Below are 15,195 nucleotides of genomic sequence, written 5' to 3' on the forward strand. Positions count from 1 at the left end.
TCCGCGCCCACAACATGACCTGAAGCGAAACCCGCGCAGGATACCAGCACGGGCACCATAAAGGCGAGGATACCGAAAGTTATTCGGCTTTACGTTGAACTGCCAGACCGGATCGAAATGCGTTCACAAGAGGTTCTAGGGCAGTTGCCCGGTCCAGAACTAGACTCATGCAATGGCGGTCTGGTCTTAATTTTTCAACTTTTTCAGTAGTCGCATCGAGCTGAGACCTTCCCTTTTGGCCGTTTCCGCGCCTGTGGAGTGCTAGAGCTTCCAGCCCCGGCGTCCCAGACGAGCGTCCCGGCCTCGCCTCTCAACTCCTCCCAGCAGCGGCACTGGCTGGGCCGCCACAACCCCAACACCATCGTTCTTCAGCCGTCCAGTGAATGGACCATCACGGCTGCCGTGCGGCTCGAGGTATGGCACGCAGAACCTGCATGCAGTTGACCCGCCGAACGCCGACACCTCCACAGTCGACGCCTCCTTCGACGCCCCTGACATCGGCGCCCGTTGATTCTCCGTACCCGCCAACGAAACCGGCCACGGCGAAGGGGTACACATGCAACTTGGCAGGGCACCGACATTCAGTCGTTCGATGCCCGGATCCCGCCGCATTGGTGCTCGTTCCCTGCGTGGGTCGCGCCACTGCCCGGCTTCGCCGACGGTCACCTCGGCCTGGGCGATGTAGAAGGCACGTGCCACAAGCACCCGGCTGCCGCCACCGGTGACCGGAGTGATCTCCATCGTCTCGCCGCATCGCAGGGCACGCTGGGACAGGTTAGCCAGTCCGCTTAGCCGCCCCCTCCCGGAAATGCTGACACCGTTGTCCGTCACTTCGATGACGAGCTCATGTCCGGCCTCCACGCTGACGGTGATCCGGCCGACGCCGGAATGCCGGACCGCGTTGCTGAAGCTCCCTCGTCTCTGATTTTCGTCGTGCTGCCAGCCTGAGTACGAGGTTTGGAGCCGCGAAGTGACATTCAACAGTTCGAGCTAGGACAGGCGGGGCGTCGGCGATGCATGCCAACTGAATCGACACCGGCTGAATCCGTGACACTCGGCGGCATCGCCGCCACCAGCCGGGTCGCTCGGGGCACTACCACGTTGATCCTCGAACCTGCCCGCCGGGCCAGGCTCCGCAAACGCCTCGATTCAACTCAAACCCGTTGAGGTGAATACCGAGACGAACGCACCGTGCCTTTCCATGGTTGTCGCCGATGAGCACGTCGACTTTTGTATCATCGCTCTCTATAGAGGGGGCGTCGTGAGATCTCTGAACCATGGGGAACCCACCGAGGTGGGTCGGTACCGGGTGTTCGCCGTGCTCGGGCAGGGCGGAATGGGCCGGGTGCTGCTGGGCCGTTCGCCCGACGGGCGACTGGTCGCCGTCAAGCAGGTGCATCCGGGCTTCGCCCACGATGCCGGTTTCCGTGAGCGGTTCCGCCGGGAGGTCGCTGCTTCGCGGATGGTATCCGGCGCTTTCACCGCCGCGGTGATGGACGCCGATCCCGACGCGCCGACGCCCTGGCTGGCGTCGATGTTCGTACCGGGTCCCTCGCTCTCGGAGGCGGTGACCACTGGTGGGCCGTTGCCGCCGTCCTCGCTGCGGTACCTGGCCGCAGGGCTGGCGCTGGCGCTCGGAGAGATCCACCGTGCCGGGCTGGTCCACCGCGATCTCAAGCCCGGTAACGTCATTCTCACCGGAGACGGTCCGCGGGTGATCGACTTCGGCATCGCCCGTGCCATCGAGGGCGACTCCGAACTCACCCACACCGGAGCGATCATCGGCTCGCCCGGGTTCATGTCGCCGGAGCAGGCACGCGGACAGGAGATTGGCCCCGCGAGCGACCTGTTCTCGTTCGGGTCCCTGCTGGTGATGGCCGCGACCGGGCAGGGCCCGTTCACCGGATCGTCCACTCCGCACACCCTCTACAACGTCGTGCACACCCGGCCCGATCTGAGCAGGGTGCCGGAGGACCTGCGCCGGATTGTCGAAGCCTGTCTGGCGAAGAGTCCCGGCGACCGGCCGGACTCGGCCTGGGTACTGCGTCAGCTCGGCCCCATCGCGCCGGCGGCTGCCCCGTGGCCACCGCCGGTGCCCCAGCTGATCGACGCGCAGCAGGCCGAGGTGCGGGAACTGCTGAACCCGCCCGCGCCGAAGCGCTCCCGACGCGGGCTCTACACCACCTTGGCCGCGGCCGCGGCGGTGCTGGTGGTTGCCTCCGTCGTCGTGGCGGTGAACCTGCCGCAACGGCCCGCGCCAGCACCCACGGCCGCGTCGGCGCCGCCACCCGGAGCGGCCGTGACCACGCCGGTCAACCCGGATCCGCTCGGTCCGGACAACCTGCGCCGGGTCGATCTATGCAAGGTGCTGGCGGGCTGGGAGGCGCCCATGCTCGGCGCGCTGACAGCGTCTTCGCCCGGACGAAGACTGGACTGCCTTTACGGTGCCCTGACACTCGATATCGGCCCCAGGTTGCTCGAGGGTGCTCCAGCCGGGGAACTGGAAGGGCTGCCGTTGTACACCAGCACCTTCGGCGATTCGTGCGCGGCCGCCGTTCCGGTCGCCGGTCTCCAGAGCGTCGTGCTCCTCACCGAGATCCGCGGCTCTCTCTCCTCGGACGAGAAGTGCACTGTGGTGAAGGCCGGACTCGGCGAGGCGGTGCGGCGGATCCGAGCGGGTGGTCACGGACGCGATATGGCCCCCCAGTCGCTGATCGGGCTGGACCCCTGCACGCTGCTCTGGCCCGAAAGGGTCGCCCGGTTGATCGGCCCCGTACGGGCCACCGTCCTCGAGGATCTGCACCAGTGCGTCTACCACGGCGACGACACGTTCCGTCTGACCGTGGAGCAGGCGTATCCGCCACACGGACCGGAGCAGGCCGCCGCCGGTGGCGTCGTGCCGGTAGAGGTCGACGGTACGACGGTGTACCGCGACGAGCGTCCACCGCAGGGGCCTCCGGCCTGTGTCCTGACCTGGCAGCACCGGCCGATGAGCGAGCGCAACGGTGAGAACGTCAAGGTGACGTACGAGCGTGGAAGCCGCAAGACCATGCAACAGGCCTGCGCCAAGGCCGAGGAGGTCGTCAGTGCACTGCTCACCTGGTTGCCGAAACCCTAGGACCAGTCTGTGAAACCCTTGCGTGCCGGCGAATCCCGGCAGATCGGTCCCCACCGGATCATCGCCGAACTCGGCGAAGGGGGCATGGGCAGGGTCGTACTCGGACTCGCTCCCGACGGCCGGCTCGTGGCCGTCAAACAGATCCACGCCGAGTTCGCCCACGACCCCGGCTTCCGGGAACGTTTCCGCCGGGAGATCGCCGCCTCACGCCTGGTCTCCGGCGCCTACACCGCCGCCGTCATGGACGCCGACCACGAAGCCGAATCCCCTTGGCTCGCCTCGGTCTTCGTCACCGGACCCGATCTGCGCACGGCCGTGGACACGACCGGCCCGCTCCCCGTGGAAGCCGTTCGCCGGCTCGCCTCCGGACTCGCCGCCGCACTCACGGACATTCACCGTGCCGGGCTGATCCATCGCGATCTCAAGCCCAGCAACGTCATCCTCTCCAGCGACGGGCTCCGCGTCATCGACTTCGGCATCGCCCGTGCCGTCGAAGAAGCGCAGAACCTCACCCACACGGGTGCCATCATCGGCTCACCCGCGTTCATGTCACCCGAACAAGCCGGAGGCGGCCCGATCACCCCGGCCACCGACATGTTCTCCCTCGGCTCCATCCTGGTCATGGCAGCCACCGGACGTGGCCCCTTCAGCGGCGCGTCGGCACCACAGACGCTCTACGACGTGGTCCACACAGAACCAGATCTGTCCACCGTGCCAACGGAAATCCGGCGCATCGCCGAACCATGCCTGGCAAAGGACCCCGCCCGGCGGCCCACCCCCGGACAGCTACAGGACTTCCTCGGTCCTGTTCCGTCGGACACCGAACCCTGGCCCGAGGCCGTACACGCCCGCATCCGGCATCAGGACGCAGAAGTGCGCTCGGTGCTCTCGTTGCCGATTCCCGCGTGGCAGCCACCCCCGAGACCTTTGCCGGTCAAGAAACGCCGGCCGGGATTGCCCATCACCGTGGCGCTGGTGGTGGTCGCGGCCCTGATCGGCACCCTGATCGTCGTCATCAAGGCGATCACCTCACCACCGGATCCTGGCCCCGCGGCCATGCCGGTGGCCGAGGCGCTGACCCTGGCCCGGCTCCGCCGTGTCGACACGTGCAAGGTGCTCGACGGCCGGTATACCGAGGACCTCGGCTCGCTGGAGCCGGACTCGAACCCGATGTCACCGGACAGGTGCACCTACAAGGGACCCAAGGGCCTCTATTTCGGTCTCCAGCTCGGAGAACCTGTGGTCAACGGCGGCATCGGCATGGCGAACCGCACCGCCGAAGGACTACCGCTGCTGCGCGCCTCCTTCAGCGGGGGCTGCCACTCGCTGATTCCGATCACCGACGAGCCGGCGCTTTACGTGATGGTCTACAACGACACGAACGTGGGCGACAAATGTGCGGTCGCGGACAGCGCGCTCACCGTCGTGCTCGCCCGCCTGCGCACCCACGAAGTCGATCGTCAGGACGACGCGGCCGGTGTACTCCCCCTCGACCCATGCGCCCTCCCTGACGCCACCGTGGTCGCCCAAACCATGACCGACGTCCGGGCGGTCACCGCGGGCCTGCGGAACTGCCGGTGGCAGCGGAAAGACGAACGGCTCGACGTGAGACTCCAGCGGAGCCTTTACATCGACGCCGACAACGGTGACCCCGTCGATCTCGGCAACGGAGTCACCGGTTACGTAACCGATGACTCCGAGTCCTCCTGTCAGCTCTCCTGGCCGCACCGCACCCTCCCGGACGGTGACGCCGAGTACATTTCCGTGTGGCTGCAGGGATACAGCGGTGAACGGGCCTGCGAGCGGGTACGCGCCGTCGCCGGCTCCGTGCTGAACCGGCTTCCGAAGCGCTAGCGGCCTCGCACCCCTCGCCCAAATGTGCGTTGTGGGTGCCGAAAATTATGTCCATGCACATCAAGCGGCATGTCGGTACTCATGGAGGACTCCGCCGAGTCGGTCCTGTCGGGGTATCACGAGGCGTTCGATCCGGTCAGGTTCAAGGGCTTGAGGCCGGGCTCGCAGGGGCGCCGCGGCGGCCATGATCGGTGGGTTCGATACTGGTTGTAGTGCTGCTCGCACTCGCGCAACGCGTGCCGGAGGTGGGTCTCATTCCAGATCATGCCAGCGCGACGACGCTCGAAACGAGCAGGAGCCGTTGCACCGGCCGGATCACCTCGGCTGAGGCTCCACGCAGCGACAGCTGCCGGATTGCGATCAGCAGCGCCAGCACTGACAGGTCCACGGCGGGGGCGACCAGCGGGGCGACCCAGCCGGATACGCCGAGCCGAAGCCCGAAGGCCAAAACGTTGCCGAACCCGAACAGGAACGTAAGCCCCACGATCACGCCGACAATGACCGTGACCAGCTGCAGCACAGCGTCACGCTCAACCGGAAAACCAACTGCTTTGGCAGACACGAAGTAACTCCTCGTAACCAGCATCCCAAGATCAACTGGCGATATTCAGGCGACCGGAACGCGCCGCAACGCGTCCGAAGCCACCCCAACGAGGAGGAACGAGAAACCGCGGACCTGCGAAAACAGACGAAACGCCTGGTCAGGAGCTAGTTCGATCTTCCCTGACACGGAAGAGGTCACTGGTTCAATCCCAGTATCGCGCACCATCTGTTTTCGCAGGTCAGAAGCCCTGCTCCTCCTCGGAGGGGCGGGGCTTCAGTCGTTCTCCCCCACATCCCATCAGGACGTTTGAACCGAGCACGCCAGCCCGGCGGATCACCGTCGGTTGGTTGTGCGTAGGCCACGACGGATACCTCGCTTTCTTTGGTGACGGTCCCGGCTTGTTCCGGGACGTAATGGGCCGACGCTCACGCCGCACGCATACCACCGCGATACGGACGCACCGCGTTCTTCGTCAACTGCACGATCTCGGCGACGTCCTCCCGGCTGAACCGGTAGTGCTTGCCGAACCGACGATGCGGGAACGCCCCGGCAGCGGCCCGGTCCTTCAACGTCCTCGGCGACAAGCCGAGCAACGCACCGAACTCCTCGGCCGTAAGCAAGGCGTCGGGATCGCGCGGCGCATGCGCCGCCAACGCGCGGATCGCGTTGGCGAGCTCCCGGATCGAAGCCGCCAGCGCGGCCCCGCCATCGACGGGCTCCGGGGCGGAAGTGCTCATCCGCGGAGTGTCGTTCGTCATAACCTTTCACCTCCTTCAGTGGCGCGGGCAGCACAGACCAGCCCGCCACGTCTGCGGCACCGGATGGTTCCGGCGCCCGCGGACGTGAGGGCTCGTGACAACGAATCAGCTGGCGCACAAGGCAAACCTGAGCCGAGCCGGAGACCTACCCGATCGCGTGAACTACCGCTCCGCTCGGATCTCCCACCGGGTTCGCCGGATCCCGTCGACACCACGGGACTCGCGCGGTCGGGACACTGTGGACCAACCCGGCCGCGGCCGCAGGTCCACGACCGGACGAAACCCCGCCGCGCGCAGACTCGCTCCGCTCTCGCCGTCCTGTGTGTAGGTGATCAGGCGCTGGAACCCGAGGGTCCGGGCGACGCGCCACGAGACTCCGTACAGCTTGGAGTTGGCGTTGCGAGTCCCCGTCGTGCAGGTGCGGGTCACCTCCACGCTGACCCCGTCATCGAGATGCCGGGCGCCCAACGATAGCCACCCCGACGAGTTCGGTCTCGTACGCGACACCCACGGCGAACTTCATCCCGCGTAGTGGCCGGTGGTGCCGGTGATGTGCGGCGATGAACTCGCACGCCTGCCGGAAGGTGACGGGAACGATGGTCAAGCTCAACGTCGTCACCTCCATCCCGGCGGGCCGGCATTCGACGGATCACAGACGGCCCACAGTGGAGGGTCGGCCGGGTCTGAGTCCGGACTCGAATCGTTCGGTTCGGTCGACGGTGTAGTCGGTGGACAGGCTCTGCGTCCGAGTCCGGACTCGGACCGCGATGCCACGACCGCCACTCGGCGGGCAATCGGTGGCGTCGCCTCGGGTCGGCCGGCGCTAGCCGCTCGCTCGTTCACGCCGCCGCCTTACCGACGCCGACGAGCGCACTGCTGTCGGCATCCCGATCCGGCGTGATCCGACGGGAGCGCGGCGGCAACGTGGACGGCGGCGAGACCGGCTTGGCCAGGACCGAATCAACGCCGTGCGGATCGGCCCTGAACACGAGAACCGTCTGGTGTGCCGACAGAGCGATCGGGTGCTCAAGTGCGCGCTCCGCTCGGACGGCAGCGCGCCGCGGCGCGAGAGTCGGGTGGGTGTAGGCACGGCCACGTGTCACGGTGGCGGTAAGAGCGAGACAGCGCGCGACCGGTGCCAACCCGACCGCACTGCCGATCCCGACGATCTGGCTGGGAACGTCGAGCAAGTCATGCACGGCTTCGGACATGCATGTGTCCTGACTCCCACCAGCACACCAGACACGGCGGACCTCCAACTCCCCCAGCACGTTTTCGTCGGTGTTCCAGGTTAGGTCCAGCCTCGTGAAGGCACGCACAACTCCGCCGGCAACGGCTGCCACGACGGCGTCAAGACCATCGAGCTCCGCCGTACCCGCGTGTCCGCTCCCCCGACGTTTCACGCATTCCGCCGAGGAAGCCGAGGGGAATGCCGAGTTCTTGCCTCGTCCCCAGTTGCACGTCGGCGCCGACGCGCCGCAGGGTCCTGGTCACGCGGCGCATCCGGCCCATCTGCCCTCGGGAGACCGCCGCGAAGACATTGCCCGTCCGTTCGTAGCCGCAGTCGATGCGTACTTCTCGATGAGGCTCGGCTGACGGTCACCGTGACCGCAGTGGCGGTCGAGGCATCTGGGTTTCCAGCCCCAGCCCCAGAGGCGGCCGCTTCACTATCCCGAGGTGGCCTCGTTGGCGTCGTCGACGACCCAAGCCGCGACATCATGCAACTTCATGTTGGTGTGCTGCGAGGTCTCCACCAACATCGCGAACGCCTGGTCGTCGGTACGTCCATGGCGCACCATCAGGATCCCTTTCGCCGTGGCGATCACATCCCGCCTCCGCAGCGCCCGTTTCAGCTCCGACTGTCGGCGCGCCCCGGCCAGCGCGATGGCGGCGTGCGCGGCGAACAGTTCCCCGATGGCCTCGGCGTCCTCGTCGAACGCGTCAGGCTCAGTGGAATAGAGGTTCAGCGAGCCCAGTGTGGTGCTACTGGTGAACAGCCGGAACGCCAGCATCGACACGATCCCCAGGCCCGCGCCGGCGGGCGCGAACTTCGGCCACCGGACCGTGTCAGCGCCGAGGTGGCCGGTGCGGAAGGTGCCACGCTCGATGACCGCATCCACGCACGGCCCCTCCCCCGAGGCGTACTGCGCCACGTCGATCTTGCCGACCAGGCCATCTGAGGGCGCGACCGAGCGCAGCGTGCCGTGATCGATGAGACTGATCCCGGCGTACTGGACCCCGTCCACCGTGGACATCGCCGCCGCGACGATTCCCTCGAGCGTGTGGTCGAGATCGGGTTCGCCTCCCAGCGACCGCGCGACCCGGCTCAACGCGTGCGCCACCCCCACCAGCCCATCCTGGCCGTCCCCCGCCGCCGATTCGGCACGATCCCCGCTCACCACGTCAGTCTGCCCGACCCCGTCCGATGTGGGTACCGACCGGGCCGAACGTGCTCAGGGTCCGCTTCAGCTCACCCCTCAAGGGCGTTGAGGGGGTGAGCCGAGAAAGACGGCGCTCCAGTTTGCCGACTCCATGGAGTGACAGGGCCTGGCCGGGGTTGAGTTTGTGGCCGAGGCGGTCGGCCTTCGGCCAGCGGACCTCGGTCGCCCAACCCGCCTTCTCGAACACCCAGATCAGGCGTGCGAAGATGTCGAGCTGACGGGGTCGGGCTCGGGCAAAAATGGATCCGGTGGCAATACCACGTTCGACGAATGCCGAACCGCACCGTGGCGGGCGGCTTACGCCAAGGATGAGGGAAACGCCTTTCCGCACAGCCGAATTCGAAATGGCTACCGGGTAACCGGGGCATCCGCCGCGGCCGCTCCGTCGAGGTGGTCGGTCAAGCCGGTCGCCACGATCGCTCGTCGCACCGGCCCGGAAGGGACGACCCGAACCCGCGCCCCGCGTTCGTGAGCGAGGTCTCGGATGCGGACGAACTCTGACAAACCGGCACAACCACAGAAGGTGACGGAACGGAGGTCAAGAAGCAGCAAGGCGAGATCACGGTGGAGCGCGTGTTCTGCCTGTGAGGTAAAGGCTTTCGCGTTCGAAAGGTCTATCTCCCCACGAACGACCACTAGCGCTGTGTCCGGAGCAGGCCGCTCGATCTCGATCGTCAACAGCTGTGACGCCGGTGCCGTGTTCCTCATTCGACTACTCCTTTCTGTGCCAGCGAACCTCCCGATGTATCACCGTGCTTCCGTTGACTTCCCGGTATGGACGCGGCTCAAGCTCGAACATCCCAAGCCACTCACATGCGTCACAATCCTGAATCGAGGCGCGTAGGCGGGTGTGCCCCTGAAAGCGGAGCCTCAGAACTCACCCGAGTCCCGCGGCTGCGGGCGGCATGCGGTTTCGGTAGCGGGGCACCACGCGCGACGAGCAGGCCCAGCGCGATCATGCCGACGCCGAGACCGGGGTGCAGCCAGTTGTCGGCGGTGTTGACCGGCACGAGGTCGGCATCGGCGCCGTGGTCGATCACCAGTCCATGGATCCAAGGCACGAGGTAGATGGCGCCGCCGGCGATCAGGAACAGCAGCGCTCCCTCACAGATGCGCGCGGCGGCGATCCCTGCGACGCCGAACAGCCGATTCGTGTCCGGCGAACGACATCTTGTCGTAGTCGGTGGTGACGACATGACTCCACCTGTCCGCGTACGGAGTCCCCGGCCTCATCGGCCCTCTCGCGGCCGGCCACGCAAGCCGTTGCCCGTCAGCCGTCGCCCAGCTCCGGGCCCGCCGGATCGGGGTCGATCTCCTCGCCGTCCGCGGGTTCGATCTTGTCCGGCTCGGCCGCCTCGGGCCCGAAACCTTCAGCCGGGCCGGGAGCACCCTGTCCGGCATCGGCGGCCGCGATCCGTTCTTCGCCGATTCGAGGATCGGGTTCGAAGGGTGATGTCGTCATGGACGCCGGATACCCGTCGAGCGACCGTCCATGCGTGCCTCTCACCTTTCGTGCCGGGGAGTGCGGATCTCGTCCGCCGTCGAACCCCCGGCGACATCCGCGTCAATCCCCAGGTTCTCCTCGTAGCGCTGTCCCGTTTCCACCCGGTCGTCGATCAGCGTGGGCGCGACGCCGCGGCTGTCGGCACCGGTTCCCGAGCCCGGATCGGCGGCAGCGGCCGGATCCGGTTCCTCCTCGGCGAGCCGCTCCGCGAGGGGAACGGGGTGGGTCTGTTCCCAAGGAGTCACGCCGTACTTGTCCACTCCAGACGAGTGCTCTGGCGGATTCATCCCCTGTTCGAGCGGGTCGGCGCGGAGCCTGTCCTCATCAAGATCCTCGGCGTTGTTCAACGCGGCCGGATCGGTTTCGACCGGCTCGGGCGCCCCGGTGTCCTGAGGCGGGTCATCAGGCTTATCCGGCTCGGTCATCACCGCTCCTTCCGCGTTCCGGGGAGGGTCACGTCGCCTCACCGCGGAAATTCTCCAGATGTTCTGGATGGCCTGGCTTCGACCGCCCCTCCTCGTCTTCGAGCGGGGTGTCGTGCTTCTGCCGCTGAGGCTCCCCGAGGGGACGTCGTTCGTCCACTTCGTTGCCGCTGCTGTCTTCCGTAGACGTCTGGTGGCGGCGGTCATCCGGCATGTCATCACTCGATTCGCTGGCTCGCTTCTTCTTTCGAGGGGTACCGAGATTCGCCGCAGTTGAAACCGACTGGTCCCCGCTTTCGAACCCATACGCACCCGCGCCCGCGACGAGTACGAGCGTCAGGGCGTTCCCGACCAGCACGCTGACGCCGCGGCGAGCCGGGAACTCCAGCGGGATCCCACCACGCCCGATCGCCTGCGGGCCGGAACTTCGCAGCGCGGCGTTCACCGATGGCACCCTGATCCCGGAGCGGCACGCATGCCGGACCGGCAACACGTCACCGCATTTGGAATGGCGCGAGATCCCGAAGAGGCGCAGACCCTGGTGCTGTTGTCCGAGGACCCCGACCCACCCGATGGAACGTTCACGCATTGCCTGATCACAAGGATTCCGCCGCGACGTGGCGAAGTCGCGAAGGACGGGCCTGGTTCCCGCCTCGGCGCCGACGCCGGTCCTGATGAGGTCCGCGACGCCATGGCCGGGCATGTCCTCGCCACCGGCACCCTGGTCTGCCGGTACGCCCGCTGACCCCCTCCGTGCGGTTCGACGAGGAAAGTCTCATTTGGACTGGCGGCGTTTCCCCGAGATCATGACGGGTACCCGCACTGGGTGAAAGACTCGCCGGCGGTGACCAGGCTCCGATTCACCGTCGTGGTCGTTTGCGTCGCTGTCCTCGCCGGGTGCGGAACCGACGCCCGGGCTGAGACGGTTCACGCCGGACGAGAACTTCGCGGGCAGATCGAACTCCTCCGGCTGGTTGTCGCGACCGATCGCGCTTCGGTGCCTCCGGTGCCCTATCTATCGGTCACGATCGGCGACGCCGCCGAAGATCTCGGCTCCGCGGGGACTGACGCGGCGGCGATCCCTGACGAGTGTGTCAGGGCCGCTCTGGTTTCGATCGCGGACCGCGCGGTCGGCGTGGCACGGGAGCTGGACGGCACCGTCGGCGACGGCACCGACCAGGGCCTTGACCAGATCGACGACAGGCTCCGTGGCCTGTTGGCCGAGCTGGACGGCTGGGGTGTCCGCCGATGAACAAACGCCTGCTCGCCATCACACTCGGCATCCTCACCGCGGTCGGCGGTTTCGTCGACATCGGCGATCTGGTCGAAAGCAGCGTGGTCGGCGCCCGATACGGGATGGCGATGCTCTGGGTCACCGTGCTCGGCGTCGTGGGGATCTGTGTCTACGCCGACATGTCCGGACGGATCGCGGCGGTCACCGGGCGGCCGGTGTTCGATTTGATCCGGGAACGATTGGGACCACGCGTCGCCCTGCTGAACCTCGCGGGGTCCTTCCTCGTCACGCTGCTGACCGTCTCCGCGGAGATCGGTGGGATCGCGATCGCGATCGAGCTGGCCTCCTCGGTCGACAGACTGATCTGGGTGCTGCCTGCGGGCGCCGCGGTCTGGCTCGTGATCTGGCGGGTCAAATTCCAGAAGATGGAGCAGGGATTCGGCCTAGCCGGTCTCGCGATCGGCGTGTTCGCCGTCGCGTTGTTCGTCCTCGAACCGGATTGGTCCGCACTCGGTGCCCAGGCGGCGGCTCTCGGCCCACCCGCCGATGAGGCAATCCCGACCTACGCCTACCACACGATCGCCTTGTTCGCCTCCGCCATGACACCGTACGAAGTGTTCTTCTTCTCCTCCGGGGGTGTCGAAGAACGCTGGTCCACAAAGGACCTTCCGGTCCAGCGCACCAACGTGTTCCTCGGCTTCCCGCTCGGCGGGCTGCTCGCGCTCGGCGTCATGGCCTGTGCCGCGACCGTCCTGTATCCGGCCGGTATCGACGTCGGTCACGTGAGCCAACTGGTCATGCCGGTGGCGGTGGCTCTGGGCACCGCGGGCGTCGTCGTCGCCCTCATCGGCGTCTTCGCGACGACCTTCGGCGCCGCACTGGAATCCGGGCTGTCCTCCGGGTACATCCTGGCCCAGTATTTCGGCTGGGAATGGGGAAAACAGCGGCCCCCACGCGGTGCCGCGCGCTTCCACATCGCGGTGGCCGTCTCCCTGCTGCTCGCGGTCGTGCTGGTACAGACCGGAATCGACCCCATCGCACTCACCGAGACGTCCTTGATCTTCTCCGCGATCGCGCTGCCGCTCACCTATCTCCCCGTGCTCCTGGTCGCCAACGATCGTGAGTACCTCGGCAAGCACGCGAACGGGCGGTTCAGCAACGTGCTGGGCGTGGGCATGCTGATCGTCATCGTGGTGGCCGCCGTGGCGGCCGTCCCCGTCATGATCGCGACCGGAGCGGGCCAATGAATCCCTGGCAGGACCTCGATCCACTGGACCTCGGCGATTCCCTGCTCGACCGGCAAATAGTCGGCGAGGACGGCACCGTGGTCGGCAAGGTCGACGATCTGGAACTCCGCGAAGACGACAGGGGACGCTACGTCATCGACACGGTGCTGACCGGGTCCTGGTCGCTCGCCGATCGCCTCGACGGCCTCCTCGGGCGGCTTCTGCGCCGAATCGGCGCACGGCTGCACACCACGGCACCGCACCGCATCCCGATCTCGGCCATCCGCGAGATCGAGCCCGCCATCGTGGTCACGACCGCGGTGGCACGGGCCAGCATCAGTCCCAGCGAGGAATGGCTGCGCCGCACGATCATCGACCGGATACCGGGGGCGGGCGATGCGGGCTAGCGGATTACTGGGCAGGCCGGTCACCGACAGCACCGGGCGCTCACTGGGCGCGGTGCGGGAGATCCGGGCCCAACCGCGGATGCGCGGAGACGGGATCCTGGAAGTGGCCGTCGTCGGGCTGATCGTCGGCCCCAGCAGTATGCGGCTCTTCGGGTTCCAGCGCCACGACCAGCGCGGACCCGCACCTCTGGTGGCACTGATCCGTTGGCTGCACCGCCACACCCGCTACGTCGCGTGGGACGACCTCGAACTCACCGAAACGGCCGTGCGGGTCCGGAAAACCTACGACGAGCTGAACCCGCTGGTCCACTGATCGAGGTCAGGCCGAAACCGGACATGCCCACCTGACCGAACCAACAGTTCCCGACGTGCCCGCGCGATGTACCTGAGCCTGCCGCAGGCACATCGCCCGCCTCCCGGCCGATGGAAATCACGTCCGCGTTCAGCGACGGTGCCGAGGATGTGCTCCGGCAGACCGGGGTCGGCACTAGCAGGGGTTCGTCGGCCGCGTTCGTGCCCGAACGATATGACGACGCGATACCGGCCGCCTGCCTGGTATTCATCGAAGTGCCCGACGTCCTGGCGGCCGGATTCATCATCGCGCCGACGCCGCGGCGCTCGGCTTGGGAGTCAGCCGCCGATTTCCTTGCTTACGCCGCTCGGCCCTTCGTAGGTCCGATCCGGCAAGGCGCGCAAGGCCGCCAAGGTGTCCCCGTCGGCACCATTCCGCTCGGCCACCTGCACCAGGTCGTCGCGCTTCGCCGGGTAGTCGACGCCAGCCAGGTGCTTCTGGACCTCGATCGGGTTCGAGTTGCTCATGAAATCTCCTTCCTTTCGGGTAACCAGCCCCGGTTACCCAGTCACGTGGAAGTCATACCCATCGATCGGGCGGCCCCGACCTGTCCGGCGGCCGGCAGCTGCCGCACGTGGCGCCGGCTTTACGGATCCAGTGGCTGCAACGGCTGAGAGTGCGCGTCGTCACGCGCCCGATCCCGACACGGCTCACCTTCCCCTTATGCCAAGCACGGCTCCGGGTTTCGCCGGTTGGTCGCGGGGAAGCCGGTGAATGTCGGGCGAGAAAGGAGACGAGATGCCTGGACGGGAAGACCTGCCCGCCACATTACTGCGCTCGCCGCGGAAGGCTCAGGACACGTGGGTCGCGGCGCACGATTCGGCACTCGATACCTACGGGCCTGGTCGGCGGGCACAGCAGACCGCTTTCGCCGCGGTGAAGCACTCTTTCGAGAAAGTGGGCGATCACTGGGAGCCGAAGCAGCAACGCGGTCCTTCGGACGACCAAGCCGCCGGTGGCGCAAGGCAGCGTGAGCGGCCGACCCACGGCGGCGTCGACGCGCGCGCCAGCAGGGCCCATCTCTACGAGCGGGCCCAACAGCTGGGGATCCATGGACGTTCACGCATGTCGAAGGCCGAACTCGTGGACGCTTTGGAGAAGGCGAGCCACCGCGAAACCGCTCGGGCCCGGGCCTGAATACGTATCGGGCAGGGCGCCTTTCGGCCGGGTGTAATCGCCCAACGGGCCGGGTAGCCGTATCGAGGGAGGTCCTGGATCGGACCGAACTTCCGGACCCCGTCCGTGGCAGGGCGGACGCGGTGTCCGGCGCCCGGCCGAGTGGTGACACCCCGAGTCACCACTCGGCCTTCGACCAGCGCTGCGACCCCAGGAGGC

General features: G+C 67.2%; 18 protein-coding genes and 1 pseudogene. 8 read left to right on the plus strand and 11 right to left on the minus strand.

Going from position 1 to position 15,195, the window contains the following annotated elements; translation table 11 throughout:
• The first annotated feature begins 1,261 nt into the window (after positions 1-1,261).
• Both ACFWIW_RS24500 and ACFWIW_RS24505 read left to right on the plus strand, forming a co-directional pair.
• Complete coding sequence (locus tag ACFWIW_RS24500) at positions 1,262-3,118, plus strand: serine/threonine-protein kinase (RefSeq protein ID WP_378370567.1); 1,857 nt, start codon at positions 1,262-1,264, stop codon at positions 3,116-3,118.
• 9 nt (positions 3,119-3,127) lie between these two features.
• A complete protein-coding gene (locus ACFWIW_RS24505; RefSeq protein ID WP_378370568.1) occupies positions 3,128-4,972 on the plus strand; it encodes a protein kinase in 1,845 nt (614 codons plus the stop codon).
• Positions 4,973-5,234: 262 nt separating this feature from the next.
• On the opposite strand, the gene ACFWIW_RS24510 is transcribed toward ACFWIW_RS24505, so the two are convergent.
• The 10 genes and pseudogenes from ACFWIW_RS24510 to ACFWIW_RS24555 form a co-directional block, all read right to left on the minus strand.
• Entirely contained in the window at positions 5,235-5,534 is a 300-nt protein-coding gene (locus tag ACFWIW_RS24510) for a hypothetical protein (RefSeq protein WP_378370569.1), read from the minus strand.
• A 407-nt stretch (positions 5,535-5,941) separates the two neighbouring features.
• Complete coding sequence (locus ACFWIW_RS24515; protein ID WP_378370570.1) at positions 5,942-6,253, minus strand: helix-turn-helix domain-containing protein; 312 nt, start codon at positions 6,251-6,253, stop codon at positions 5,942-5,944.
• Between the two features lie 183 nt (positions 6,254-6,436).
• Positions 6,437-6,899: pseudogene (locus ACFWIW_RS24520) on the minus strand (XF1762 family protein).
• A 214-nt stretch (positions 6,900-7,113) separates the two neighbouring features.
• Positions 7,114-7,485: a hypothetical protein gene (locus tag ACFWIW_RS24525; protein ID WP_378370571.1), complete on the minus strand. Its 372-nt coding sequence runs from the start codon at positions 7,483-7,485 to the stop codon at positions 7,114-7,116.
• Positions 7,486-7,941: 456 nt separating this feature from the next.
• Positions 7,942-8,673, minus strand: coding sequence for an ANTAR domain-containing protein (locus ACFWIW_RS24530; RefSeq protein WP_378370572.1), 732 nt, complete (start codon positions 8,671-8,673; stop codon positions 7,942-7,944).
• Positions 8,674-9,063: 390 nt separating this feature from the next.
• The gene (locus tag ACFWIW_RS24535; protein ID WP_378370573.1) at positions 9,064-9,423 is read right to left on the minus strand and encodes an STAS domain-containing protein; all 360 of its coding nucleotides are present in this window, start codon (positions 9,421-9,423) and stop codon (positions 9,064-9,066) included.
• 110 nt (positions 9,424-9,533) lie between these two features.
• A complete protein-coding gene (locus ACFWIW_RS24540; RefSeq protein ID WP_378370574.1) occupies positions 9,534-9,911 on the minus strand; it encodes a DUF4383 domain-containing protein in 378 nt (125 codons plus the stop codon).
• Positions 9,912-9,985: 74 nt separating this feature from the next.
• A complete protein-coding gene (locus tag ACFWIW_RS24545) occupies positions 9,986-10,177 on the minus strand; it encodes a hypothetical protein (protein WP_378370575.1) in 192 nt (63 codons plus the stop codon).
• Positions 10,178-10,218: 41 nt separating this feature from the next.
• Positions 10,219-10,644: a hypothetical protein gene (locus tag ACFWIW_RS24550; protein WP_378370576.1), complete on the minus strand. Its 426-nt coding sequence runs from the start codon at positions 10,642-10,644 to the stop codon at positions 10,219-10,221.
• Positions 10,645-10,672: 28 nt separating this feature from the next.
• Entirely contained in the window at positions 10,673-11,086 is a 414-nt protein-coding gene (locus ACFWIW_RS24555; protein WP_378370577.1) for a hypothetical protein, read from the minus strand.
• 63 nt (positions 11,087-11,149) lie between these two features.
• Between ACFWIW_RS24555 and ACFWIW_RS24560 the strand changes: the two genes are divergently transcribed.
• From ACFWIW_RS24560 to ACFWIW_RS24580, 5 genes are all read left to right on the plus strand, one after another.
• Positions 11,150-11,386: a hypothetical protein gene (locus ACFWIW_RS24560; RefSeq protein WP_378370578.1), complete on the plus strand. Its 237-nt coding sequence runs from the start codon at positions 11,150-11,152 to the stop codon at positions 11,384-11,386.
• Positions 11,387-11,485: 99 nt separating this feature from the next.
• Entirely contained in the window at positions 11,486-11,893 is a 408-nt protein-coding gene (locus tag ACFWIW_RS24565; protein ID WP_378370579.1) for a hypothetical protein, read from the plus strand.
• A complete protein-coding gene (locus tag ACFWIW_RS24570; RefSeq protein WP_378370580.1) occupies positions 11,890-13,122 on the plus strand; it encodes an NRAMP family divalent metal transporter in 1,233 nt (410 codons plus the stop codon). Before ACFWIW_RS24565 ends, ACFWIW_RS24570 begins: the two co-directional genes overlap by 4 nt.
• On the plus strand, positions 13,119-13,508 hold the full coding sequence (locus tag ACFWIW_RS24575) for a hypothetical protein (RefSeq protein WP_378370581.1): 390 nt from the start codon (positions 13,119-13,121) through the stop codon (positions 13,506-13,508). Before ACFWIW_RS24570 ends, ACFWIW_RS24575 begins: the two co-directional genes overlap by 4 nt.
• A complete protein-coding gene (locus ACFWIW_RS24580) occupies positions 13,498-13,821 on the plus strand; it encodes a hypothetical protein (RefSeq protein ID WP_378370582.1) in 324 nt (107 codons plus the stop codon). Before ACFWIW_RS24575 ends, ACFWIW_RS24580 begins: the two co-directional genes overlap by 11 nt.
• Before the next feature lie 317 nt (positions 13,822-14,138).
• On the opposite strand, the gene ACFWIW_RS24585 is transcribed toward ACFWIW_RS24580, so the two are convergent.
• Positions 14,139-14,327, minus strand: coding sequence for a DUF2795 domain-containing protein (locus ACFWIW_RS24585; protein WP_378370583.1), 189 nt, complete (start codon positions 14,325-14,327; stop codon positions 14,139-14,141).
• A gap of 271 nt (positions 14,328-14,598) precedes the next feature.
• Here ACFWIW_RS24585 and ACFWIW_RS24590 point away from each other — a divergent pair, with 271 nt between their 5' ends.
• A complete protein-coding gene (locus tag ACFWIW_RS24590; RefSeq protein WP_378370584.1) occupies positions 14,599-14,997 on the plus strand; it encodes a ChaB family protein in 399 nt (132 codons plus the stop codon).
• Positions 14,998-15,195 lie beyond the last annotated feature (198 nt).

Origin of the sequence: Amycolatopsis sp. NPDC058340, assembly GCF_042723975.1 — a bacterium.
Taxonomy (GTDB): domain Bacteria; phylum Actinomycetota; class Actinomycetes; order Mycobacteriales; family Pseudonocardiaceae; genus Amycolatopsis.